21 protein-coding genes are annotated in these 23,715 nt (G+C 70.7%); 14 read left to right on the top strand and 7 right to left on the bottom strand.

Features of this window, described 5'->3' with window-relative positions; genetic code table 11:
• Positions 1-7: 7 nt before the first annotated feature.
• Complete coding sequence (locus IEY73_RS15815; protein ID WP_189079966.1) at positions 8-946, top strand: LysR family transcriptional regulator; 939 nt, start codon at positions 8-10, stop codon at positions 944-946.
• A 9-nt stretch (positions 947-955) separates the two neighbouring features.
• Here IEY73_RS15815 and IEY73_RS15820 read toward each other — a convergent pair whose 3' ends face one another.
• The 3 genes from IEY73_RS15820 to IEY73_RS15830 are packed head-to-tail and all read right to left on the bottom strand — an operon-like array spanning position 956 to position 5,119.
• On the bottom strand, positions 956-2,824 hold the full coding sequence (locus IEY73_RS15820) for a chromosome partitioning protein (protein ID WP_189079967.1): 1,869 nt from the start codon (positions 2,822-2,824) through the stop codon (positions 956-958).
• Between the two features lie 31 nt (positions 2,825-2,855).
• Positions 2,856-3,830, bottom strand: a complete 975-nt coding sequence (locus IEY73_RS15825; RefSeq protein WP_189079968.1) for a hypothetical protein — start codon at positions 3,828-3,830, stop codon at positions 2,856-2,858.
• A 5-nt stretch (positions 3,831-3,835) separates the two neighbouring features.
• A complete protein-coding gene (locus tag IEY73_RS15830) occupies positions 3,836-5,119 on the bottom strand; it encodes an adenylosuccinate synthase (RefSeq protein WP_189079969.1) in 1,284 nt (427 codons plus the stop codon).
• Positions 5,120-5,239: 120 nt separating this feature from the next.
• Here IEY73_RS15830 and purD point away from each other — a divergent pair, with 120 nt between their 5' ends.
• Positions 5,240-6,484: a phosphoribosylamine--glycine ligase gene (gene purD / locus IEY73_RS15835; RefSeq protein WP_189079970.1), complete on the top strand. Its 1,245-nt coding sequence runs from the start codon at positions 5,240-5,242 to the stop codon at positions 6,482-6,484.
• 554 nt (positions 6,485-7,038) lie between these two features.
• On the opposite strand, the gene IEY73_RS15840 is transcribed toward purD, so the two are convergent.
• Entirely contained in the window at positions 7,039-7,491 is a 453-nt protein-coding gene (locus tag IEY73_RS15840) for an SCP2 sterol-binding domain-containing protein (RefSeq protein ID WP_189079971.1), read from the bottom strand.
• Between the two features lie 129 nt (positions 7,492-7,620).
• On the opposite strand from IEY73_RS15840, the gene IEY73_RS15845 reads away from it, so the two are divergent.
• The 5 genes from IEY73_RS15845 to purL all read left to right on the top strand — a co-directional run bounded on the left by IEY73_RS15845 (position 7,621) and on the right by purL (position 13,286).
• Complete coding sequence (locus tag IEY73_RS15845; protein WP_189079972.1) at positions 7,621-7,992, top strand: ArsR/SmtB family transcription factor; 372 nt, start codon at positions 7,621-7,623, stop codon at positions 7,990-7,992.
• Between the two features lie 100 nt (positions 7,993-8,092).
• Positions 8,093-9,514 (top strand): adenylosuccinate lyase, encoded by a 1,422-nt coding sequence (gene purB, locus IEY73_RS15850; RefSeq protein ID WP_189079973.1) that lies wholly within the window; start codon positions 8,093-8,095, stop codon positions 9,512-9,514.
• 174 nt (positions 9,515-9,688) lie between these two features.
• On the top strand, positions 9,689-9,943 hold the full coding sequence (gene purS / locus IEY73_RS15855; protein WP_189079974.1) for a phosphoribosylformylglycinamidine synthase subunit PurS: 255 nt from the start codon (positions 9,689-9,691) through the stop codon (positions 9,941-9,943).
• Positions 9,940-10,632 (top strand): phosphoribosylformylglycinamidine synthase subunit PurQ, encoded by a 693-nt coding sequence (gene purQ, locus IEY73_RS15860; RefSeq protein ID WP_189079975.1) that lies wholly within the window; start codon positions 9,940-9,942, stop codon positions 10,630-10,632. Before purS ends, purQ begins: the two co-directional genes overlap by 4 nt.
• A 35-nt stretch (positions 10,633-10,667) precedes the next feature.
• Positions 10,668-13,286: a phosphoribosylformylglycinamidine synthase subunit PurL gene (gene purL, locus IEY73_RS15865; protein ID WP_189079976.1), complete on the top strand. Its 2,619-nt coding sequence runs from the start codon at positions 10,668-10,670 to the stop codon at positions 13,284-13,286.
• A gap of 75 nt (positions 13,287-13,361) precedes the next feature.
• Here purL and IEY73_RS15870 read toward each other — a convergent pair whose 3' ends face one another.
• Positions 13,362-15,665, bottom strand: coding sequence for a carboxypeptidase-like regulatory domain-containing protein (locus tag IEY73_RS15870; protein WP_189079977.1), 2,304 nt, complete (start codon positions 15,663-15,665; stop codon positions 13,362-13,364).
• Positions 15,666-15,839: 174 nt separating this feature from the next.
• Between IEY73_RS15870 and IEY73_RS15875 the strand changes: the two genes are divergently transcribed.
• The 5 genes from IEY73_RS15875 (at position 15,840) to amcA (ending at position 20,529) form a co-directional block, all read left to right on the top strand.
• Positions 15,840-16,205, top strand: coding sequence for a sterol carrier family protein (locus IEY73_RS15875; RefSeq protein WP_229715863.1), 366 nt, complete (start codon positions 15,840-15,842; stop codon positions 16,203-16,205).
• A gap of 144 nt (positions 16,206-16,349) precedes the next feature.
• Positions 16,350-17,921, top strand: coding sequence for an amidophosphoribosyltransferase (gene purF / locus IEY73_RS15880; RefSeq protein WP_189079978.1), 1,572 nt, complete (start codon positions 16,350-16,352; stop codon positions 17,919-17,921).
• Positions 17,922-17,954: 33 nt separating this feature from the next.
• Positions 17,955-19,106, top strand: coding sequence for a phosphoribosylformylglycinamidine cyclo-ligase (gene purM, locus IEY73_RS15885; protein WP_189079979.1), 1,152 nt, complete (start codon positions 17,955-17,957; stop codon positions 19,104-19,106).
• 126 nt (positions 19,107-19,232) lie between these two features.
• Complete coding sequence (amcB, locus tag IEY73_RS15890) at positions 19,233-20,342, top strand: cyclophane-forming radical SAM peptide maturase AmcB (RefSeq protein ID WP_189080009.1); 1,110 nt, start codon at positions 19,233-19,235, stop codon at positions 20,340-20,342.
• The gene (amcA, locus tag IEY73_RS15895; RefSeq protein WP_189079980.1) at positions 20,308-20,529 is read left to right on the top strand and encodes a multiple cyclophane-containing RiPP AmcA; all 222 of its coding nucleotides are present in this window, start codon (positions 20,308-20,310) and stop codon (positions 20,527-20,529) included. The genes amcB and amcA overlap by 35 nt, the downstream gene beginning before the upstream one ends.
• Before the next feature lie 169 nt (positions 20,530-20,698).
• On the opposite strand, the gene IEY73_RS15900 is transcribed toward amcA, so the two are convergent.
• On the bottom strand, positions 20,699-20,911 hold the full coding sequence (locus IEY73_RS15900) for a DUF3073 domain-containing protein (RefSeq protein WP_189079981.1): 213 nt from the start codon (positions 20,909-20,911) through the stop codon (positions 20,699-20,701).
• A gap of 147 nt (positions 20,912-21,058) precedes the next feature.
• On the bottom strand, positions 21,059-22,138 hold the full coding sequence (locus IEY73_RS15905; RefSeq protein WP_189079982.1) for a Glu/Leu/Phe/Val family dehydrogenase: 1,080 nt from the start codon (positions 22,136-22,138) through the stop codon (positions 21,059-21,061).
• 121 nt (positions 22,139-22,259) lie between these two features.
• Here IEY73_RS15905 and IEY73_RS15910 point away from each other — a divergent pair, with 121 nt between their 5' ends.
• Both IEY73_RS15910 and IEY73_RS15915 read left to right on the top strand, forming a co-directional pair.
• Entirely contained in the window at positions 22,260-23,099 is an 840-nt protein-coding gene (locus IEY73_RS15910) for a DUF8083 family protein (RefSeq protein WP_189079983.1), read from the top strand.
• 281 nt (positions 23,100-23,380) lie between these two features.
• Complete coding sequence (locus IEY73_RS15915) at positions 23,381-23,590, top strand: BldC family transcriptional regulator (RefSeq protein ID WP_014687221.1); 210 nt, start codon at positions 23,381-23,383, stop codon at positions 23,588-23,590.
• Positions 23,591-23,715: the final 125 nt, after the last annotated feature.

The following is a 23,715-nucleotide window of genomic DNA, read 5'->3' on the forward strand; positions in this document are numbered from 1 at the left end:
GCCGACGATGCCGTTGCCGCCCTGGATCAGCGACCTTCCGGCCTTGGACCTGCTGTTGTCGGTCGCCGAGACCGGCAGCGTGGGCCGGGCCGCGCAGGCGCACGGCATCACGCAGCCCAGCGCGAGTGCGCGGATCAACCGGCTGGAGCGTCGGCTGGGCGTCCCGCTGCTGGTGCGTTCCCGACGGGGAAGCCTGCTCACGCCGGCCGGCGAGGCGGTGGTCGCCTGGACCCACGGCGTCGTCGACGCGGCGCAGGCGTTGGCCGACGGAGTGCTCACCCTGCGCGCCGATCGGCAGGCCCGGCTGCGTATCGCGGCCAGCCTCACGGTGGCGGAGTACCTGCTGCCCGCGTGGCTCCTCACGCTGCGCCGGAGCCATCCCGATCTGGACATCTCGGCGGGCGTCGCGAACAGTGCGGACGTCTGCGTCGCGGTCCGCACCGGCGCGGCCGACCTGGGATTCGTGGAGTCGCCGGACGTGCCCGCGGACCTGAGCGCCCGCGTGGTGGGAGAGGACCGGCTGGCCCTGGTGGTGGCCGCGGCCTATCCGCTGGCCGCCCGCGCATCGAGTGGGCTGCGTCTGCGGGACGTGGTGAACCAGCCGCTGCTGCTCCGCGAACCCGGCTCCGGCACGCGGGACACCTTCCTGCTGGCGGTGGAGAACGCGCTCGGTGCCGCGCCGCATCTTCCGCACGCGACAAGCCTCGGTTCCACCACCACCATCATGGCGACGGTGCGGGCGGGCGGCGGCGTCGGCGTGATCAGCGCGCGGGCGGCGGCCACCGCGGTCGCCGCGCGGGAACTGGTGGAGCTGGCGGTGACGGACCTGGACGCCCGTCGGCCGCTGCATGCGGTCTGGTTGGGCCGGACGCCGACCGGACCGGCTGCGGAGCTGCTCACCGCGGCCCTCGGCGGCCCGACCGGCGCCGCCGCCGAGACCGGCTGATTCGCGGCGTCACAGCCCTTCGGCGACGGCCGCAGCGATCTTCAACCATGCGTCGCGGGTCGGGCCGGACAGGTGGCCGTACCGCAACGGCTCACCCGAGTCGATCAGTTTCTCGTACGGTGCGAGCAGCACCGCCCGGGTGCGCGCCGCGAAGTGCCGCTGGATGGCGGGCAGGTCGATGTCCTTGCGGGTGGGCGGCATGGACACCACGCTGATGGCCTGCCGCACCAGGCGCTGGCGTCCGCTCTGCTCCAGGTGGTCGAGCATGCGGGCGGCGGTCTCCGCCGAGTCGTTGCGCGCGGACATGGTGATCACGAGCTGATCGGTGGCGTCGATCGCGGCCTGCCAGTTCTGCGCCCGTACGTTGTTCCCGGTGTCCACGAAGATCAGCTTGTAGAACCGGCTGACGATCTCGCGGATCTCGGCGAACGCGTTGGCGGTGAGCATCTCGCCCGCGGTGGCCGATTCGTCGGAGGCCAGCACGTCGAACATGCCCTCGCCCTGGGCGCGGACGTACTGCGACAGATCGCCCACCCGGCCGTGTGCACCCCGGAACAGGTGCAGGTCGCGCATCATGTCGCGGACCGTACGGGCATGGAAGTCCTGCTGCGCGCGCATGCCGAGGGTGCCCTGGGTCTCGTTGTTGTCCCAGGCGAGCACGTATCCGCCGCGCTTCTGCCCGAAGGTCATCGCGAGCAGCAGCACGGCGACCGTCTTGCCGGCCCCGCCCTTCGGGTTGACCACGGTGACCTGGCGCAGGCCGCCGAAGTTGCGGCGCACCATCTCGACGTCGCGCTTGTAGTCCAGTTCCCGCCTGCCAGGCGCGATGCGCAGCAGCCCGAGGGTGGACTTCTGGAGCATGGCGCGCGGACCCATGGTGGCGGTCGGCTCGGCGGGCTTTGCCAGGCGGCGGCGCGCGAACTCCTCCGCGGTGGGTGTGTCGCCGGGGTTCCACGGCACCTGCTGGTACGGATCCACCGGCTGATAGGGATCCGCCGGCGGGGGGCCGGCAGAGTGGGGACCGGCGGCCGGTGGCGCGGCGGGCGGTGGCGCGGTAGGCGGCGGGCCGGCGGGTGGTGACGCGGCGGGGCGCGCGCGCTGACGCGGAGCGGCCGGCGGTCGCTGGTCGCCCGCCCCGCGCGGGCCGGGACGGTAGACGGCGCCGTTCCCCGGATCGCCGGCGGCGCCGGGGCCGGGGCCGGGGCCGGGGCCGGGCGGCGGGGAAACCTCGTCCGGTCGCCGGGCGGGTGCCTCATGCGGTCGCCGGGCCGGTGCGTCCGCCGGACGCCGGGCAGGCGCCGGATCGGACGCGGCCGGGCGCGCGGTGCCCGTGCCGGACGGACCGACGCGGCCGCGATGTGGGCTGCCCAGCCGGTGCATGTCCACGTCATCATCGGCGGCGGGCGGACTCGCCTCGGTGGGCTGCCGCTGCGGCGGCTGCGCCCACGGCGAGTCCGCGATGCCCGTGGGCGTGTCCGCCTTGCCCGTCGGGGCATCAGGTCGCGGCGAGTCCGCATCGGCCGGTTCCTCGGCATGCTGCGGAAGGTGCGGCCAGGCGCCGTTGGCCACGCGCGGCTCCCCGGCCGGCGGCGGCGTCGCGACGTACGGCGGAGGCGGCTGCTGCGCCGGCGGTTGCGGGCGGGCGGGCGGTTCCGTGGCGCGCTCCGTGGGCCGGTACACGCCATGCTGCTCGGCCCCGCCGGAACGGCCCGGTGGGGTGGAGGCGGGCGTGGTGGGCCGCGATTCGTGCGGCACCGGCTTCCCGCCGTGCACCGGAGTCTCCAGCTCCTCGGGCGGCCAGAAGGGCTCCACGTCCCGGGCGGGCGGCGTGGCATTCGTGCCCGGGACGTAGACGCGGTCGGCGTTCTCGTCCTCCACTGCTGCAACCTCCCCCAGGTCTCCTACCACTTCAGACTGGCACAGCCGATCGGTTCGCGTACACCGCCCAGGCACCCGGTTCGATCCACCAGGATCGCTTGCGAGCCATCGATCCGCCTACCCCGTCGTCGAGAAAGTGCAGTTCACCGTCGCGGGGAAGCACCGAGGCGGCGCGGCCTCGGGCGCGGCGCACCTCGACGCGCACGCGGTTGCGCCGGAACCGGCGCCTGCTGACCACGGGCACCGCCACGGCCACCTCGACCCGGCCGTCGCTGGGATCCCCGGCGGCCAGCAGCGGCAGGCCGTCGACTGTCGCATAGCCACCGGCGTTGCCGATGGCGCACGCGAGAATGCCGTCCGTGCCGTCGGACAGCACCGCGTCGTCCACCTCCACCCGCCCGCGCCAGGTCACCGCGCGTCCGTGATCGTCCGCGCCGCCGATCAGCGCACCGTCCACGGTGACCGAACCGGCGTCGTTGCGCAGCAGATCGAGGCGCCGCACGTGGTCGCCGAGCACTGCGGCGGCTACCTCCTCCGGCGACCTCGGCAAGCCCAGTTGCGCCGCCAGATCGGCGGGTGCGGCGGCGTCCAGCGGCAGGATCGCCACCGGCGGCAGATCCGGCACGGTTCGGTCCGCGGCCAGGTCGGCGGGACGTTTGCTGGGCGGTGGGGCGTACCGGCGGACCAGCCGGCGCAGCACCGCGCGTAACTGACTGTCGGTCGCCGAAGCCACCACGAGGCGCAGGCCGCGGTCGTCCCGCGGCCAGGTCAGGCCGTCCGCGCGCGACGGGCCGTCGAGCCGGGTGAGCACCGCGTCGATCTCCGCATCCGAGGTGGCGACCACGGTGTCCACCCGCGCGCCCCCGGCCCGAAGCGCGTCGGCGCATTTCAGCACGGGGACCCGCGGCGTGCAGCGGTCGTCCTTGCGCGCGTCGGATCCGCACGCGCCGCAACCGCCGCCGCAGGCGTCGCCCTCGGCCAGGCTCAGCAGGACGACGTCGAGCACGGCGTTCACAGCACCGGGTGCCGCTCGATGACCGCCTCGCGGCCCGGACCGACGCCGACGATGGAGACCCGAGCGCCGACCCGGTGCTCGACGAACTCCACGAAGCGTTGCGCGTCCTTCGGCAGGTCCTCGAAGGAGCGGCAACCCGAGATGTCCGCCTTCCAGCCCGGCAGGGTCTCGTAGACCGGTACGGCGTGGTGGAAGTCGGACTGGTTGACCGGCATCTCGTCGTGGCGCACGCCGTTCACGTCGTACGCCACGCAGACCGGGATCTCGTCCAAGCCGTCGTAGTTGTCGAGCTTGGTGAGGGCGAAGTCGGTGACGCCGTTGATCCGCTGGGCGTACCGGGCCATCACCAGGTCGAGCCAGCCGATCCGGCGTGGGCGGCCGGTCGTGGTGCCGTACTCGTGACCGACCTCGCGAAGGTAGTCGCCGAACTTGTCGTGCAGCTCGGTGGGGAACGGGCCCTCGCCGACCCGGCTGGTGAACGCCTTCAGCACCGCCACCACGCTGTCGATGCGCGTCGGCGGGATGCCGGCGCCGGTGCACGCCCCGCCAGAGGTCGCGTTGGAGCTGGTCACGAACGGGTAGGTGCCGTGGTCCACGTCCAGCAAGGTGGCCTGGCCCGCTTCGCACAGCACCACCTTGCCGGCATCCAGCGCCTTGGACAGTTCCAGGGCGGTGTCGCCCACGTACGGGCGGAGACGGTCGGCGTAGGACAACAACTCGGCGATCACGTCGTCCGGCTTGATCGCGCTGCGGTTGTAGATCTTGGAGAGCACCTGATTCTTGAAGGAGAGCGCGGCTTCCACCTTCTGCCGCAGGATCGATGCGTCGAAGATGTCCTGAATGCGTACGCCGAGGCGGCTCATCTTGTCGGCGTAGGTCGGCCCGATCCCGCGACCCGTGGTGCCGATCCGGCGCGCGCCCAGGAACCGCTCGCTGACCTTGTCGAGAGATCGGTTGTACGACGGGATGACGTGCGCGTTGGCGCTGATCCGCAGGCGCGAGGTGTCGATGCCGCGGGCCTGCAACCCGTCGAGTTCCTCGAACAGCACCGCGAGGTCGACCACCACGCCGTTGCCGATCACCGGCGTGACGCCCGGCGTGAGGATGCCGCTCGGCAGCAGGTGCAGGGCGTACTTCTCGCCGTCGATGACCACCGTGTGCCCGGCGTTGTTGCCGCCGTTGAACTTGACGACGTAGTCGAGACGGTCGCCCAGAAGGTCGGTGGCCTTACCCTTGCCCTCGTCGCCCCACTGGGCGCCGACCAACACGATCACTGGCACTTCTCAACACGCCTTCCGTCTTACGTGTGATGTACGCGGAGAAGCCCGAGTACTGGTGGAGTTTACGTGACGGCAGCGTGTGCGACGTGCGGGCGCGGGCGCTGGGTAGGATCTGCGGCCGTGCGCGTACTACTGATCGGCTCCGGCGGGCGCGAACACGCCCTTGCCGTCAACCTGGCCGCCGACCCCGCCGTGGAGCACCTGGTCGCGGCGCCCGGGAACCCCGGCATCGCTCAGATCGCGGAACTGCGCGCGGTGCAGCCCGCGGATCCCGGCGCGGTCGCCGACCTGGCCGCCGAGGTGGGCGCCGATCTGGTGGTGATCGGGCCCGAGGCGCCGCTGGTGGCGGGCGTGGCAGACGCCGTACGCGCCAAGGGGATCGCCTGTTTCGGACCGTCGGCGGCGGCGGCGAGGCTGGAAGGCTCGAAGGAGTTCGCCAAGGACGTGATGAGCGCGGCCGGCGTGCCCACCGCTCGCCATCGGACCTGCGGCACGCCGGACGAGGTGCGGCGGGCGCTGGACGAGTTCGGGCCGCCGCACGTGGTCAAGGACGATGGTCTGGCGGCCGGCAAGGGTGTGGTGGTCACCGAGTCCCGCGACGCCGCGCTGGCACACGCCGGTGACTGCGGAAAGGTCGTGGTCGAGGAATACCTGTCCGGGCCGGAGGTGTCGCTGTTCGTGGTGACCGACGGCACGTCGGCGGTCCCGCTGTTGCCCGCCCAGGACTTCAAGCGGATCTTCGACGGAGATCAGGGGCCGAACACCGGCGGCATGGGCGCGTACGCTCCGTTGCCGTGGGCGCCGGATGATCTGGTGGTCCGGGTGATGCGGGAGACGGTGGAACCGACCCTGGCCGAGATGCGCCGCCGGGACGCGCCGTTCGCGGGCTTGCTGTATGTCGGGCTGGCGATCACCGCCGACGGGCCTAAAGTCATCGAGTTCAACGCGCGTTTCGGTGACCCGGAGACACAGGCTGTGCTGGCGCTGCTGGACACGCCGCTGGCGGGCCTGCTGCGCGCGGCGGCGACCGGGACGCTGTCCGCCTGCCCGCCCTTACGGTGGCACTCCGGCGCCGCGGTCACCGTCGTGGTGGCGGCGGCGAACTATCCGGGCAAGCCACGCACGGGCGACGAGATCACGGGCGGGGAACGCCCCGGAATCATCCACGCGGGCACGGCTCGGCGAGCAGACGACGGCGCGCTGCTCTCGTCCGGTGGCCGGGTGCTGTGCGCGACGGGTGTCGGCCCGGACCTGGCGGCGGCGCGGGATGCGGCGTACGCCCTGGTGGACGGGGTGGACCTGGCGGGCGCTCAGCACCGCACGGACATAGCGTTGAAGGCCGTGCAGGGCAAGATCATGGCCTGACCACCGAGCCCGCCGCCGCACCCGGCTCGCGGCGCCGCGCCGCTCATGCCGCGCCGCGGCGCTCGTGTCGTGCCGGGCCGCCGCTCGTGTCGTGCCGGGCCGCCGTTCGTGCCGGGCCGCCGTTCGTGCCGGGCCGCGCCGTTCGTGTCGTGCCGGGCCGCGCCGTTCGTGCCGTGCCGGGCCGCGCCGGGCCGATCTTGAGGTTAGTGTGCCGGTTACGACGGGAAAAGTCCTGTTATGCCCGCCCGCAAACTCCAAGATCGGCGCGGATGTCAGGGGAACGCGCGCCGATCTTGAGCCTTTGGGTCGGACTTGTCGGTCATGGTGTGCCAACTCGGGCACACAAACTCCAAGATCGGCGGGGCTGGGGGCCCCGTGGGCTGGGCCCCGTGGGCTGGGCCCCGTGGGCTGGGGGCCTGTGGGCTGGGCCCCGTGGGCTGGGGGCCTGTGGGCTGGGCCCCGTGGGCTGGGGGCCTGTGGGCTGGGGCCCCGTGGGCTGGGGCCCGTGGGCTGGGGGCCTGTGGGCTGGGGGCCTGTGGGCTGGGGGCCTGGCGTTATGCCTTGGGGATGTCGAACAGCTTCGCCACCTGCGCCGCCAGGCCCAGGTCGCCCTTTGCCTTGATCTTGCCGGTCATGAACATCATCATCGGGTTGCCGTCACCCGAGACCACCTTCAGGAACGTGACCGGGTCCATCGTCATCGCCAGCTTCGGGTCGCGGACCGGTTCGTTGGTGACCGTGCACGCACCGTTTTCGATCACCGTCTCGTAGGTGTCCGTGCTGTCGCCGGGACCTCCCGTGATGTTCCAGTGGATCACCGCCTGGGTGCTGCCGGCGCGGTCCGCGCGGAACAGGGTCGGCATCCGGTTGAAGACCTCGTCGAGGATCTTGGAGCGGTCCGGGCCGCCCATCACTTCGGCGATCTTCGAGTCGGGGGTCGACTTGACGAGCTGAGCGAACTCCTTCGGGCCGATCGACGCGAAGGATTCGGGCTTGAAATCAGTCATCGGTGGACCTTTCGGAACGATCGTCGGACCTACTCACGGGTAACCCTATCGACAACACCGCGGTCACGCAGTCTGCCACCACCAAAGGATCGTTTGACTGATGGGTGTCGATGAAACAGGCTCCCCAACATGTCTTTGGGTGACGGCGCCTCCTCCCGCACGGCCACCATGCGGGCCACCGCGCACCCGGTGCGGTTGCAGATCATGTCGCTGCTCGCCGGTGCCGCGATGACCGCCGCCGAAGTGGCCCGCAAGCTCGGCCTGACGCACGCCAACGCCAGCTATCACCTGCGCCGGATCGCCGAAGTCGGCCTGATCGTGCCAGCCGGCGAGGAACGCATCCGGGGTGGCGTCGCGAAGCGTTACCGGTACGCGGTGGGTGACGACCGTGACCGGATCCTGGCCGCTGCGCGTGACCTGCACGAGGCGGCACGGCCGCCGGGTACGCCGGGAACCGTGCGCACCTCCACCGCCGTGGCCATGTTCCGGATGGAGCGCTGACGACCGCGGCGGCACTCTTCATGCTGGGCGGCCGCGACGTCCGTACGCTGCGGCACAAGCTGCCGGAACGGGTCGAGGCGCCCGTGGGAGAATCGGTCGCGTGACCATCCCCAACGTGCTCGCCGCCCGGTACGCCTCCGCCGAACTCGTCGCCCTGTGGACGCCGGAAGAAAAGATCCGGATGGAGCGGCGGCTCTGGCTCGCTGTGTTGCGGGCGCAACGCGACCTCGGCGTACCGGTCGGGGACGGGGTGGTCGAGGCGTACGAAGCGGTGGTCGACGACGTCGATCTGGCGTCCATCGCGGCGCGGGAGCGGGTGACCCGGCACGATGTGAAGGCGCGCATCGAGGAGTTCAGCGCGCTGGCCGGGCACGAGCACATCCATAAGGGAATGACGTCTCGCGACCTGACCGAAAACGTCGAGCAACTGCAGATCCGGGCCTCGCTGGAGGTCATCCGGCGGCGGACCGTCGCGACGCTGGCCCGGCTCGCTGCCCTTGCCGTCGAGCACAGCGACCTGGTGATGACCGGTCGTTCGCACAACGTCGCGGCGCAGGCGACCACGCTGGGCAAACGGTTCGCGTCGGCGGCCCAGGAGCTGCTGATCGCGTACGAGCGCCTGGACGACCTGATCGAGCGCTATCCGCTGCGCGGCATCAAGGGCCCGGTCGGCACCGCCGCCGACCAGTTGGACCTGCTCGACGGCGACACGGCGGCGCTGGCCTGTCTGGAGGAGCGGGTCGCCGGGCACCTGGGCTTCCGGCGGGTGCTGGCCAGCGTCGGCCAGGTCTATCCGCGCTCCCTGGACTACGACGTGGTGGCCGCCCTCGCCCAGATCGTGGCCGGTCCGTCCTCTCTGGCCACCACGATCCGCCTGATGGTGGGCCAGGAACTGGTGACCGAGGGCTTCAAGCCGGGCCAGGTCGGATCGTCCGCCATGCCGCACAAGATGAACACGCGCTCGTCGGAGCGGGTCAACGGGCTGGCGGTGGTCGTCCGTGGCTATGTTTCGATGGTCGGGGAACTGGCCGGGGACCAGTGGAACGAGGGCGATGTCTCGTGCTCGGTGGTCCGCCGGGTGGCGTTGCCGGATGCCTTCTTCGCCGCTGACGGGTTGTTCCAGACATTCCTCACCGTGCTCGACGAGTTCGGCGCCTATCCCGCGGTGGTGGCGCGCGAGCTCGATCGGTTCCTGCCGTTCCTGGCCACCACCAAGATCCTCGTCGCCGCGGTGCGTAAGGGCGTGGGCCGGGAGACGGCGCACGAGGTGATCAAGGAGCACGCGGTCGCGGTGGCACTGGCCATGCGGGAGAAGGGTGTGTCCGACAACGACCTGTTCGACCGGCTGGCCGCGGATGGTCGGCTGGATCTGTCCCGGGCCGAAATCGACGCCATGGTGGCCGACCGCGCCGCCTTCGTGGGCGCGGCGGGCTCCCAGGTCCAGGCGGTGGCCGACCTGGTGGCCACGATCGTGTCAGCGCATCCGGACGCGGCGGCATACGCGCCCGCACCGATCCTCTGAGCGGCACGGGACGCCTCGAAAGTGGTCCGCGTCACGCCGAACGCCTGCTCAGAGTCTTGAGCGTCGGTCTGCCGACAGCGGCCGATACGGAGATCGGCGAACCTACAAGGTAGGCTTCGGGCTGCTCGCCCCGTAGAGGGGCTCCCAACTGCGCACCTACAGTCAGGAGTGCCCGTGGCTCGCGTCGTCGTCGACGTCATGCTGAAGCCGGAGATCCTCGATCCGCAGGGCCAGGCGGTTGCGAACGCGCTGCCCCGCCTCGGAGTCACCGACGTCACCTCGGTGCGCATCGGGCGGCGCATCGAGATCGACTTTGATGGTGAACCGGATCTCGACCGTGCCCGGGAGATCGCCGACAAGCTGTTGGCGAACCCGGTGATCGAGGACTTCACGGTCAGCCTTGCCGAGGTCCCGGCGGAAACCGCATGACCATGCGGATCGGTGTGGTCACGTTTCCCGGTTCGCTGGACGATGGCGACGCGGCTCGGGCCGTGCGCCTCGCCGGCGCCGAAGCGGTCCGTCTCTGGCACGGCGACGCCGACCTGCACGGCGTCGACGCGGTCGTGCTCCCCGGTGGCTTCTCCTACGGCGACGCGCTGCGCTGCGGTGCGATCGCTCGCTTCGCGCCGGTCATGGAGACGGTCGCGGACGCCGCCCGCGGCGGCCTCCCGGTGCTCGGCATCTGCAACGGTTTCCAGATCCTGTGCGAGGCGCACCTGCTTCCCGGCGCGCTGACCCGCAACCAGCATCTGCACTTCCGCAACCGCGACCAGCACCTGCGGATCGGATCCACCTCCACGGCGTGGACCGGCCAGTTCACCGCGGACCAGGAGATCCTCATCCCGGTGAAGAACGGCGAGGGTTGCTTCGTGGCCGATGCGCGTACGTTGGACGAGCTTGCGGCCGAGGGCCGGGTGGTCGCCCGTTATGTGCGCGGCAACCCGAACGGATCGCAGCGGGACATCGCGGCGATCACGAACGAGGCCGGCAACGTGGTCGGCATCATGCCGCATCCGGAACACGCGGTGGAGGCGCTGACCGGGCCGTCACTCGACGGCCTCGGCTTCTTCGCCTCCGTCTTGCACACCCTGGCCGGCGCGCCGGCAAGCAGCCGGTAACCGGCAAGCGGCCAGTAGCAGGGGGAATAGCTCATATGACCACGCAGCCCGAGACGGCCGCCGACGACGTTGTGGCGCCGCCAGCGATGCCGAACCAGTCGGCGTCCGGGTTCGGCGGCAAGCCGACCGGATTCGCCGCGACCGATGTGCTGGCCGAGGGGTTCGGCACGCCGGACACGGTGGAGCGGGCCCGCAGCACACCCGACGACCTCCAGCCGCACGCCGAGCTGGGTCTCAAGGACGACGAGTACGAGCGCATCCGGCAGATTCTGGGGCGTCGGCCGACGGCCGCCGAGCTGGCGATGTACTCGATCATGTGGAGCGAGCACTGCTCGTACAAGTCCAGCAAGGTGCACCTGCGGCAGTTCGGCGAGAAGGTGCCGCAGAACACCCGGATGCTCGCCGGCATCGGGGAGAACGCGGGCGTCGTGCAGATCTCCGACGAGCTCGCGGTCACCTTCAAGGTGGAGTCGCACAACCACCCCAGCTTCGTCGAGCCCTACCAGGGCGCGGCCACCGGCGTCGGCGGCATCGTGCGGGACATCCTCGCGATGGGCGCCCGTCCGGTCGCGGTGATGGATCCGCTGCGCTTCGGCGCCGCCGATCACCCGGACACCGCCCGGGTGCTGCCCGGGGTGGTCGCGGGCATCTCCGGATACGGCAACTGCCTCGGCCTGCCCAACATCGGCGGCGAGGTCGTCTTCGACCCGTGCTACCAGGGAAACCCGCTGGTCAACGCGCTGAGCATCGGCGTGCTGCCGGTCCAGCGCCTGCAGCACAAGGAAGCGGCCGGGGTCGGCAACGTGGTCGTGCTGCTCGGCGCTCGCACCGGGCGCGACGGCATCGGCGGTGTCTCGGTGCTCGCCTCCGCCACCTTCGACGATGCGGCCGGTCAGCGACGGCCGTCGGTGCAGGTGGGCGACCCGTTCATGGAGAAGCTGCTGATCGAGAGCTGCCTGGAGCTCTACGACGCCGGGCTGGTCGCCGGCATCCAAGACCTGGGTGGCGCCGGACTGACCTGTGCGCTCACCGAGACGGCCGCCGCGGCCGGCACCGGCATGCGGGTCTGGCTGGAGCGGGTTCCGCTGCGCGAGCCGTCCATGTCCCCCACGGAGATCCTGGCCAGCGAATCCCAGGAGCGCATGCTGCTGATCGTGACGCCGGAGAACCTGGATGCCGTGCTGGCGACCGCGGAGAAGTGGGGTGTCTGGGCGACCGCGATCGGCGAGGTCACCCCCAGCGAGGCCGGGGGACAGCCCGGTCGGCTCGTGATCACGTGGAACGATCACGTCGTGGTCGATGTGCCGCCGGGCTCGCTGGCCGACGACGGCCCCGTCTATGCTCGTCCGCTCCGGGAACCGGGCGACCTGATCCTGCTCCAGGCGGATCACGCCGAGACGCTGCCGCGGCCGTCCACTCCGGACGAGCTGCGAGAGACCCTACTGCGCATGGTCGGCGCGCCGAACCTGTGCGACAAGTCGTGGGTCACCGAGCAGTACGACCGGTACGTGCTGGGCAACACCGTGTTGGCCCAGCCCGAGGACGCCGGCGTGCTGCGGATCGACGAACGCACCGGGCTCGGCGTGGCGCTGTCGGTGGACGGCAACGGCCGATACGCCCGGCTCGACCCGTACGAGGGAGCGAAGCTGGCGCTCGCCGAGGCGTACCGCAACGTGGTCGTGACCGGTGCCGAGCCGGCCGCGGTGACCGACTGCCTCAACTTCGGCTCGCCGGAAGATCCCGCGGTGATGTGGCAGTTCTCCGAGGCCGTCCGCGGCCTGGCCGATGGATGTCAGCAGCTCGGCATTCCGGTGACCGGCGGAAACGTCAGCTTCTATAACCAGACCGGCGCGGCGGCCATCCATCCCACCCCGGTGGTGGGCGTGCTGGGCATCCTTGAGGATGTGGCCCGCCGCGTCCCGATGGGCTTCCCGGCGCCGGCCGACGCGGACGGCGATCTGCTGTTCCTGCTCGGCGACACTGAGTGCGAGCTCTCCGGGTCCGAGTGGGCCTGGGTCACCCACGGCCATCTCGGGGGCCGCCCGCCACGCGTGGACCTGGCCAAGGAGCAGGCGCTGGGTGTGCTGATGGCTCGTGCGGCTCGGGCCGGACTGGCCGTCGCGGCGCACGACCTCTCCGACGGTGGACTGGCGCAGGCGCTCACCGAAAGCGCCCTGCGCCGTGGCGTCGGCGCCCGGGTGAGTCTGCCGGAGTCCGATGACCCGACCGTCCCGTTCGTGCACCTGTTCAGCGAGTCGGCCGGGCGCGCGCTGGTCACCGTCGCGCGTGGACACGAGCAGGCGTTTGTCGAGTTGGCCGCCGAGTGCGGCGTGAACTGCGCGCAGATCGGCACCACCACCGGCGAGCCGGAACTTGAGGTGCGCGGGCAGTTCACCGTGTCACTGGAGGAACTGCGCGCCGCGCACACGGCGACCCTGCCCGGTCTGTTCGGCGGCACGGCCGAGCTGGCCAACCGGCACGGCGCGCCCGAGGAAGCACAGCGGCCGGAAAGCACGACGCTGGCTCCCGAGACGCCGGCGCTGCCGGACACCGAACCGTCCCCGGGCCCGTCCGTGACTTTGGAGCTGACGGACCCGGCGCGTAAGGGCGGCGAGGAACCCCGCGAGGGTGCGGCCGACCCTTCCGGATCCTGAGGCACCTTCCGAGCAGACGATGAGGGCCGGTCCGCATCAAGCGGGCCGGCCCTCATCGTCTGCGTGGTGCGTTCTTCAGTCGTCCAGCCAGTCGAGCGGACGCCGCTGGCCCGGGTGCGTCGACTCACGCGGTTGGCGGGGCGGTTCGCCGTGTCGCCCGCCGCCCTGCTCGCCGCCGTAGTAGCCGCCGCGGTCGTCGTACGCGTTGCCGCCCTGGTCGTACCCGCCGCGGTAGTCGCCGCCGCGGTAGTCGTCCGGCCGACCGTAGCCACCCCGGTCGTCACGTCCGTACTGTCCGGAACCTCCGGCGTAGTTTCCGTCGCCGCCCCCGGCCGGGCTGCCGTAACCGCCGCGCGGGTCCGCGCCTCCGGCACCGTAGCCGCCACCGGAGGACGGGCCGTTTCCGTACGCCCCGCCCGGTCGTGCGCTGCCGTAGTCGCCGCTGTGGCGGCCCTCGTCGTACTGCCCACCGCGCGGGTCGCCGCCGTATTGGCTGCCGCCGTATTGCTGGGGGGCGGCGCCGCCGCCGTACTGCTGGGTGCCGCCGCCGTATTGGCCGTCGTCGTACTGCCCGCCGCGCGGGTCGCCGCCGTATTGGTTGCCGCCGTATTGCTGGGGGGCGGTGCCGCCGTACTGCTGGGTGCCGTCGTAGGTGCCGCCGCCGCGTGGGTCGCCGCCGTACCGGCCGCCGCCGTACTGCTGGGTGCCGCCGCCGTACGGGTTGCCGCCGCGCGGGTCGTCGGTGCCGCCGCCGTATTGGCCGTCGCCGTAGCCGTTGCCCCCGCTCGGCGCTCCGTAGGCGTTGCCGCTGTCGATGCCGTCGGCCGGGGCGTCCCAGGAGCCGTAACCGCCGCGATCGGCGGCACGGTCGGGCTCATGGCCGTAGCCACCGGAGGCGTAGGGCCCGCCGTCTGCGGGCTCGGGGCGTGCCCGGCCGGAACCAGCCGGCGGGTAGTCGGTCGGCCGGCCATAGCCGTCATGGCCACCCGGCTCCGCACCGCGGTAACCGCCGCGGTCGTAGTCCGGCTCCGGGTACCCGTCCTGCTCCGGGCGGTACATGCCGGTCGGCTCGTCGAAGCGCTCCCGCTCGCCGCCGTAACCCCGGTCGCCGTACGCCCGCTCCTCGCTCGCGCCGTACGGCTGTGCGCCGCCGCCGTAGGTGCCGCCGCCGTACGGCGTGCTCGCCGCCGCCGCCGTTGCCGCGGCGCTGGCCGCCCCCGGCGGAGGTGACCACTGCTGGCCGGCCGGAACACCGTACGGATCGGGAAACTCGTCGTCCGCCGGGATGGGCGGGACCGCCTGGTGCAGCATGGTCTGCGCGTCCGACAGGGAACCCGGCCCGAGCGTCGCCACCATGGTGGCGTCGTTGGCGTTGCTTCCACCCATGGGCGCGCCCACGCGCGTGGCGTCGGCCATGCCGCCGTAGGGCGCCGCGCCCGGCACGTTCGCGCCGTCGGGGTCGTCCGCTCCGGGGTCGTCGCCGCCGGCCTCCCTGCGGCGCATCAGCACCAGCACGATCGCGCCGACGCCGGCCGCGACCAGCAGGCCACCGATGATGATGAACAGCATCGAACCGGAACCGCTGTCGTCGGCGTTGGCGGCCGGATCGGTCGCCGGGTTGCTGGCTTCCTCGGTGGCCTCGTCGGTGGCCTCCTCGGTTGCTTCCTCGGTCGCCGACGGCGTCGGGCTCGCGGTCTCCGACGGTGTCGCCGACGGGGAGGCGGCGGCGATCGGCTTGAGGGTCAGCGTCACGTTGACGGTCTTGTTCGCGCCCGCCTGCACGTTTGTCGACGCCGGGTTGAAGTCGTCCTTTATCGCGCCGATGGAGATGGTGCCGGGGGTGATCGGCTTGCCGTCCGACGAGGTGAAGACGAACCGGCCGTCGCCGTTGGTGGTGGTGGAGTATTGGTGGTTGCCGCTGTCCTTCATCAGGACCTGGGCACCGGAGATCGCCTTGCCGTCCGGGTCGCGCACGCGCCCGCTGATCTGGCGGACCTGGGCCGGCTTGTCCGGTCCGCGCACCGTGACGTTCTGCGAAGCCGTCCCGCTCTCGCCGTTCGCGGTCGCCTTGACCTGAACCTTCACGGTCTTGGTCTTGCCGTCGTCGACCGGCCCGGCGGTCAGGTTCGCGGTGAAGTCCTGACTGCCACCGGGCTGCAGGGTGACCGACGGCGAACAGTCGCCGGCGCAGTCCATGCCGCTGACGTTGACCCGCACCGAAGCCGGCTCGTCCTGGCTCGGGTTGCGGACCGTGTACCGCATGGTGGTGCGCCCGCCGGCGTCGACATTGGTCGCCGACAGGCTGGTGATCTGCACGTCGGGCGGCGCTGCCAGGGCCGGCGACGCCGCAAGGGCCACCGTGCCGCCGGCAAGCGCCACTAACGCACCAGCCTGGACAGCCCTGGCTCGGAGGTGCGTCGTCACGATTACCGCCTTTCGCACATGGAAGGACCCACTAGGTATACGCCGTCGGCCACTATGCCTTGTCACGGGTGTTTCGCGCGACCCAGGGCCGCTTGGAGTTCTTCGCACAACGCGTCGTATCGTCCCGTCGTGTCCCCTGCGCACAATAAATCCGAGTCGGTGGACCAGGCGTTGGACGCGCTGGATCGCGGCGTAGAACCCGAGCGTGTGGTGCTGCGCGATGCCGTCCGAGCGCTGCTGAGCGAGTTGGCACGGCGTGCGCCCGGCCGATCGGTGGAGGTCCGCGTTCCACCGTTCGGCGCTATTCAGTGTGTCGCTGGTCCCAGACACACCCGCGGCACACCGCCCAATGTGGTCCAAACCGATCCGATGACCTGGCTGTTGGTCGCCACCGGGCGACTGAGCTGGGCGGACGCCACGGCGTCCGGACGGGTGCAGGCGAGCGGCATCCGTACGGATCTCACCGAGGTGCTGCCCGTCCACCCGTCGCGGTGAGCGCGTCGCCCGTACGGCCGGAGTTCGCGCCTGGCGAACGGGCTGTCCCGCACCGGTGGCGCGTACACTGGTGCGTCGGAGCAGAGCAGTATTACTAGCAGCACACCGTGATTGCTCTGCAGCACACCGTGAGGGAGCGAGCAGGTGCCCCGAGGCGACGGCCGGTTGACCGACGATCTCGACCCCCAGGAGCGCGGCCCGCAGGACGCCTGCGGCATCTTCGGAGTCTGGGCTCCGCGCGAAGAGGTCGCGAAGCTCACTTATTTCGGCTTGTTCGCGCTGCAACACCGCGGCCAGGAGGCCGCGGGCATCGCGGTGAGCGATGGTTCCGGTGTGGTGGTCTACAAGGACCTCGGCCTGGTCTCCCAGGTCTTCGACGAGCCGACGTTGGCCAGTCTGCGCGGCCATCTGGCGATCGGACACACCCGGTACTCCACCACCGGCGGGTCCAACTGGGAGAACGCGCAGCCCACCATCCGTGCCACCACGGCGGGCACCACGATCGCCCTGGCGCACAACGGCAACCTGGTCAACACCGCTGAGCTGGCCCGCGAGGTCGCCGACCGCGGGCTGGAACCCGACCAGGCCACCTCGGACACCGCCGTGGTCACCACGTTGCTGGCCAGTCGGCCGGATCTGTCCGTGGAGGCGGCCGCAATCGAGGTGCTGCCGCGGCTGCGCGGCGCGTTCAGCTTCGTCTTCATGGACGAGGGCACGCTGTACGCCGCCCGCGACGCCCAGGGCGTCCGGCCGCTGGTGCTGGGCCGGATGGAGCACGGTTGGGCGGTGGCCAGCGAGACCGCCGCCCTGGACATCACCGGCGCCAGCTTCGTGCGCGAGGTCGAGCCCGGCGAGATCATCGCCATCGACGAGCACGGTCTGCGTTCCACCCGGTTCGCCGCGCCGGAGCCCAAGGGCTGCCTCTTCGAGTACGTCTACCTGGCTCGCCCGGACACCACGATCTCCGGGCGCAACATCTATTCCGCGCGGGTGGAACTGGGCCGCAGGCTGGCCTGTGAGCACCCGGCCGAGGCCGACCTGGTGATCGGTGTGCCGGAGTCCGGCATCCCGGCGGCCATCGGCTACGCCGAGGAGTCCGGGATTCCGTACAGCGCGGGCTTCATGAAGAACGCCTACGTGGGTCGGACCTTCATCCAGCCGTCGCAGACCATCCGTCAGCTCGGCATCCGGCTCAAGCTCAATCCGCTGCGCGAGGTGGTGCGCGGGAAGCGCATCGTGGTGATCGACGACTCCATCGTGCGCGGCAACACGCAGCGCGCCCAGATCCGGATGTTGCGCGAGGCCGGCGCGCTGGAGGTGCATGTGCGCATCTCGTCACCGCCGGTGAAGTGGCCGTGCTTCTACGGCATCGATTTCGCGACCCGGGCCGAGCTGATCGCCAACGGTCTGGAGCTGGACGGCATACGTCGTTCGATCGGCGCCGACTCCCTCGGGTACGTTTCCCTCAACGGCTTGGTGCAGGCCACCGAACAGCCCAAGACGCGGCTGTGCATGGCCTGCTTCGACGGGCAGTACCCGATCGAACTGCCGGCCGGTCATCTGATCGGCAAGCACCTGCTGGAGAGCGTCGGCAAGCGGGCGACCATGCCCGATGCCACGCCGCAGGAGAGCACCGCCGCGGTGGCCGAGCTGGAAGCAGAGTACGAGGCCAGGGAGTACAGTCCGGGCGGTGCCAACGCTCTACAGCACCCGTGACCCGCACCATCAGCACCGGCGAAGGGAACGAACGTGACGCACGTGTCCGAGCGCAATAGTGCCGGATCGAACGGGCCCGGTAACGCCGATGTCCAGCCGTGGACGGCGGGGTCGGCGCGTGGCGGGCGTAAGCGGGCGGTCACGTACGCCGAAGCGGGTGTCTCCATCGGCGCCGGCGAGAAGGCGGTGGAGCTGCTGAGGTCGAAGGTGAAGAAGACCACTCGCCCGGAGGTCATGGGCGACCTGGGCGGCTTCGCAGGTCTGTTCCGCTTGAACGTCGGCAAATACCGCAGCCCGATCCTCGCCTCGTCGACCGACGGGGTGGGCACCAAGCTGGTCATCGCGCAGCAATTGGACATCCACGACACCATCGGCATCGATCTGGTCGCCATGGTGGTGGACGACCTGGTCGCCTGCGGCGCCGAGCCGCTCTTCCTGCTGGACTACATCGCCTGCGGCGAGGTGGTGCCGGACAAGGTCGCCGAGATCGGCGCCGGCATCTCGGACGGCTGCCGGTACGCGGGTTGCGCGCTCCTCGGCGGCGAGACGGCCGAACACCCCGGCGTGCTGCGCCCGGACGAGTACGACGTGTCCGCGACCGGTGTCGGTGTGGTGGAAGAGAGCGAGATCCTCGGCCGGGACCGGGTCGAGCCCGGTGACGCGGTGATCGCGATGCGGTCCTCGGGCCTGCACTCCAACGGCTACTCCCTGGTCCGCCACGTGCTGCTCGGCGCCGGCCGGATGCGGCTCGACACGGTGGTCGATGACTTCGGCCGCCAGCGGACGCTGGGTGAGGAGCTGCTCACCCCCACCCAGATCTACGCCAAGGACTGTCTCGGCCTCATCGAGGAGGCCGATGTACGGGCGTTCTCGCACGTCACCGGCGGGGGCATCCCCGGCAACCTGGTTCGCATCCTGCCCGAGCACGTCGATGCCGTGGTGGATCGCTCGACCTGGCGCCCGCAGTCGATCTTTGATCTCATCCAGGCCAAGGGTCGCATCGAGGACGGCGAGATGGAGGCCACGTTCAACATGGGCGTCGGCATGTTCACCATCGTCTCGTCCGATGATGCGGACCGTGCGATGGCTTACCTGACCGGCCGCGGTGTGGAAGCGTGGCAGGTCGGCGAGGTCATCGAGGGCACCGGACAGGTGCAGATGGTGGGTCAGCACACGCGCGGTTGAGTTGTGCCGGTGTGAAATGATCCGCGTGTGTCGATGTCTGACACATGCGGATCATTTGTTTGTGCTCAGCCGGAGAGGATGAGGCGTCGGGAGGTGAATCACGTGGGCGACGGGACGTGGAGCGGCATGCGCGGCATCGCTACCACCCCGAGCTACGTGGTCATGCAGCCCACCACTCTCTGCAATCTCAACTGTTCCTACTGCTATCTCCCGTTCCGCGGCAGCGACCGGCGGATGCCTGTCTCGGTGGCGAGGGCGGTGGCCGGGGCGGTGCGTCCATGGGCGCGTTCCGGGCGGTTCTCGGTCGTCTGGCACGGGGGCGAGCCGCTGGCCAGCGGGCGCGAACACCTGCTCGCGCTGCTCGCGGAGTTCGACGACGACGTGGAGCACCACGTCCAGACCAACGCGACGCTGATCGACGATGCCTGGTGCGAAATGTTCCGCGGTCGCCAGATCCGGGTCAGTGTCAGCGTCGACGGGCCGGCCGCCCGCAACGCCGATCGGATCGGCCGGGGCGGCAGACCGGCCTACGACCGCATCGTGCGTGGCATCGAGGCGCTGCGCCGACATGACATTCCGTTCTCGGCGCTGTGCGTGGTCAGCCGCCCGGCGCCGGGGCTGGCGGCCGAACTCTATGCGTACTTCCTCGACCTGGGCTGCGACGTGCTCGGTATCAACGTCGAAGAGCAGGAGGGCGTCAACACACGAGACAACCGGCACCCGGCGGCCGATGTGAGCGGCTTCTGGTCGGAGATGGTTGCCGCCTGGCGCCGTGACCCGCGCATTCACCTGCGCGAGATCGAGTGGACCTTGCGATACGCGGAAGCGGTGCTGGACGGCACAGCCGACCGGGTTCTGCCCCGCGAACTGGACCCCATCCCCACGGTGGCCTACGACGGCTCGGTGGTGCTGCTCTCACCCGAGTTGGCGGGCTTCTCCGACAAGCGGTACGGCGACTTCGTCAGCGGGAACGTGCTGCACACCCCGCTGGCCGACATCCTGGACGGCGCCGTGACGCGGACTCCGTGGATCGGCGAGTTCCTGGACGGGGTCGAGGCCTGTCGAGCCCGGTGCCCGTACTTCGGGTTCTGCGGCGGGGGACACGCGGCAAACCGATATTTCGAGCGAGGCCGGTTCGACGTGACCGAGACCGAGCACTGCCGCAACAGCAAGATCCGCCTATTGGAGGGAGTCCTGGACCATGTCCGAGACCACCAGCAGCCCACGGCTGTCTGACCGGATGGAGAACGCCCGGCGCGGGCTGACCGCGCTCATCGCGGAGGCGGGAGTGGCTCGCGCGCGGCGCGATGAAGTTGCGGCGGTGAAGGACCAGCGTGCGGGCGACGGCGGCACGGCGGTCTGCGCGTGGAACCACTTCGAAAACATCCCGACGTTCTACAACTGGAACAACCGGCCCCGCTGAGCGGCGCCGAGGTGCTCCGCGACCCGGCTCGGAGTCCCGGTCGAGACGCGGGATCGAGGAGGGTCCTGGCCCACGCGGAAACTGCCGACCCGCGTGGGCTCGAGAACATCTGATGTGACCACCGCACACACGAGCACGCGGTAAAGCCGCGTGCTCGGTGCGAGACGGGTCAGCGCCTTGTCGGCGACCAGCTTTCCTGGTCGTCGTCCGCGTCGTCCGCGTCGTCGTCGACGAACTCGTCATGGTCGTCGTCGTAGCGATGGTCGGACTTACCGGCACCCGCCAGTTCGCGCTGCAAGGCGGTGAGGTCGGTGTTCGGGGAGTGGTATTTCAACTCCCGCGCCACCTTCGTCTGCTTGGCCTTAGCACGGCCGCGCCCCATGGCTCGACCCCCTCGCACAGAATTCGGGGCAGCCCGAAGGCGGGCCCCGATGACGTCAGGCATCTCTCGTGGCTCTTACGGTACATGGGCGATGCCCGCTTCGGCACCTCGGGTTGCGTGTGACACGGGCACGAGTTGTGTTGTTCCTTACCTGAGGTGCAGGCTCCGCAGCCTGCCGACCTCCGACATGCGTCGTTCGGCCAGCCGGTCGGCAGCCGCCGCGGGCGGCACCGACTCTTGCGCGGCCAACTCCAGGATGCGCCGGGTGGTGTCGAAGATCCCGGTGGCCCGCAGCTTGGCCCGGTCGAAGTTGAACCCCTCGATTTCGTCGGCCACCTGGATCACGCCGCCGGCGTTGACCACGTAATCCGGCGCGTACAGGATGCCGCGCTCCTCCAACAGCTTCTCCACACCCGGGTGCGCCAACTGGTTGTTCGCCCCGCCGCAGACGATGCGGGCGCGCAGTGCGGAGACCGTGTCGTCGTCGAGCGCGCCGCCGAGCGCGCACGGCGCGTACACATCCAGGTCGGCGGTGATCAACGCGTCCGTGTCGGCGACCAGCTCGATCTCGGGGTGGGCATGCCGCGCCCAGTCCCGCGCCGCCTCGCTGACGTCGGTGGCGACCAGCCGGGCGCCGTCCTCGATCAGGTGACCTGCCAGGTATTTGCCGACCTTGCCGAGCCCGGCGATGCCCACCCGCCGTCCGGCGAGCGTCGGGTTTCCCCAGGCGTGCTCCGCGGCGGCACGCATGCCCTGAAAGACTCCCCATGCGGTGAGGAGCGAGGAATCGCCGGCCCCGCCGTGCTCCGGGCTGCGCCCGGTGACGAACCGGGTCTCCCGGGCCACCAGGTCCATGTCCGGCACATAGGTGCCGACGTCGCAGGCGGTGTAGTAGCGGCCGTTGAGCGACTGGATGAACCGGCCGTACGCGCGCAGCAGCGCCTCGCTCTTGAGGCGTGCCGGGTCGCCCCAGATCACCGCCTTGCCCCCGCCCAGATCCAGACCGGCGAGCGCGTTCTTGTACGCCATCGCCCGGGACAGACGCAGGACGTCGCTGAGGGCGTCCTCCTCCGTCGCGTACGGGTAGAACCGGGTCCCGCCGAGCGCCGGGCCGAGCGCCGTGGAGTAGATGCCGATGATCGCCCGCAGGCCGGTGTGCCGGTCCTGGCAGAAGACGACTTGTTCGTGCGCGGCCTCGCTGCCGTCGCTGTGATCGAACACGCCCATTGTCGAATCTCTCCCTCGTGGGGTCGATATGCTGGCCCAGCCGTGGATGGGCCGGACACTTGGGAAGCTTAGGCCCCCACGGGGGAGCCAACGGTGCGTCTTTTCGTGAAAGGATCGCGCCGTGCCGTCACTGTTCGCCTCGTACCTGCGGGTTTACGAACCCCTGACTGCCTTCGACCGGGACCGGCAGATCTTCTGGCGGCGGTACGCCCGTGAGGGGCGGGCGCTGGGACCGCTGGAGGGTCCGGTCCGGCAGCGCACCGCGGTGCTGGAGGCGCTGGGCGCTGGCTGGACCCGGCTGCCCGACCTCCCGGACGAGGCGTACATGCTGGAGTGGGGCGACTCGCTGCTGGTCTGCCCGTGGAACCTGCGGCTGCGCGTGGCCGAGGCGGCGCTGAACGCCCGCGACGGCGTGCCCACGGTGCTGGCCGATGCCTTCGTGCCGCCCGTGCTGGCCGGTCAGGCGAAGGCGATCGTGGACGACTGGCGCAGCGGGGCCAAGGTGCTGGAGCGGGGCGTGCCCCGGGTGCACGAACAGGTCGCGACCTGGGGTGTGCCGCTGCGCTGGTTCGTGTTCGTGGACCTCGACGAGCGGGACATCGCGCTGTCCGGCGAGCGGCGCACTCTGCGCTACCGGACGGAGATCTCCAAGGCCCGCCGGCGGGCGCACCGCGGCGTCTCGGTGCTCCGCAAGTCGCTGGGCGATGCGCCGATCACCGAGGCGGTCGAGGAGGGCACGCGTTGGCTGGAGGAGTTCCATCCGCGTTCGGTGGTGGAACTCGACTATGGCGGTTTGACGAGTCTGCTGCCGGATGACGATCTCCAGCAGGACGATTCGCCCGGTTTGGTGGCAGCCGGCCTTTCTGCCCTGTCTCGTGGTGATGCAGATCAGGCCACCGAGGTGTACGAGAAGCTCGTCGCCCGGTGGCGGGCGGTGCAACTGCTGGAACGATGCAATTGACCTGCGCAAATGTGTGAAAGGTGAGACGCGAGGGCGGCTCGACGGGGTCGCCAAGTCGAACACCCTTCGTGATCGACAGTCGACGAAGCGCGATTTTCGGTCCAAACGAGACACTATCTGGCGTAGAAAACACGTAAAAATCGGGCATGCTTCAACCATCTATCTAGGGACGTTCGGCCGTTCGGCCCATGTCGGACATCGGGGACTAGCCGGACCATGAAGTACGCACCGGCCGGCGGGACCCCGGCCGATGTCTGTAGGTACCTGTGGAGGAGTGACCGATGGCATCGCGTACGCACGATCCTGAGCCGTTACTAACCCCGGCCGAGGTGGCGTCGATGTTCCGCGTCGACCCGAAAACCGTCACCCGGTGGGCGAAGGCGGGCAAGCTCAGCGCCATTCGGACGTTGGGCGGACACCGCCGTTACCGGGAGTCGGAGGTTCGTGCCTTGCTGCAGGGGCAAATTCCCACGCAGCGTCAGGGCGACTGACCACCGTCGACCGCAGAACGAGGAGGGGCGTGCGCTGGGGAAGGCGTTCGCCCCTTTTCGTGCCCGACGGACGCGCGGTCACCGATGTGTCTCCGGGCAGGAACACCGTGTCGACCTATTAGCGG

It is taken from the genome of Mangrovihabitans endophyticus (assembly GCF_014646155.1).
Taxonomy (GTDB): Bacteria; Actinomycetota; Actinomycetes; order Mycobacteriales; family Micromonosporaceae; genus Actinoplanes; species Actinoplanes endophyticus.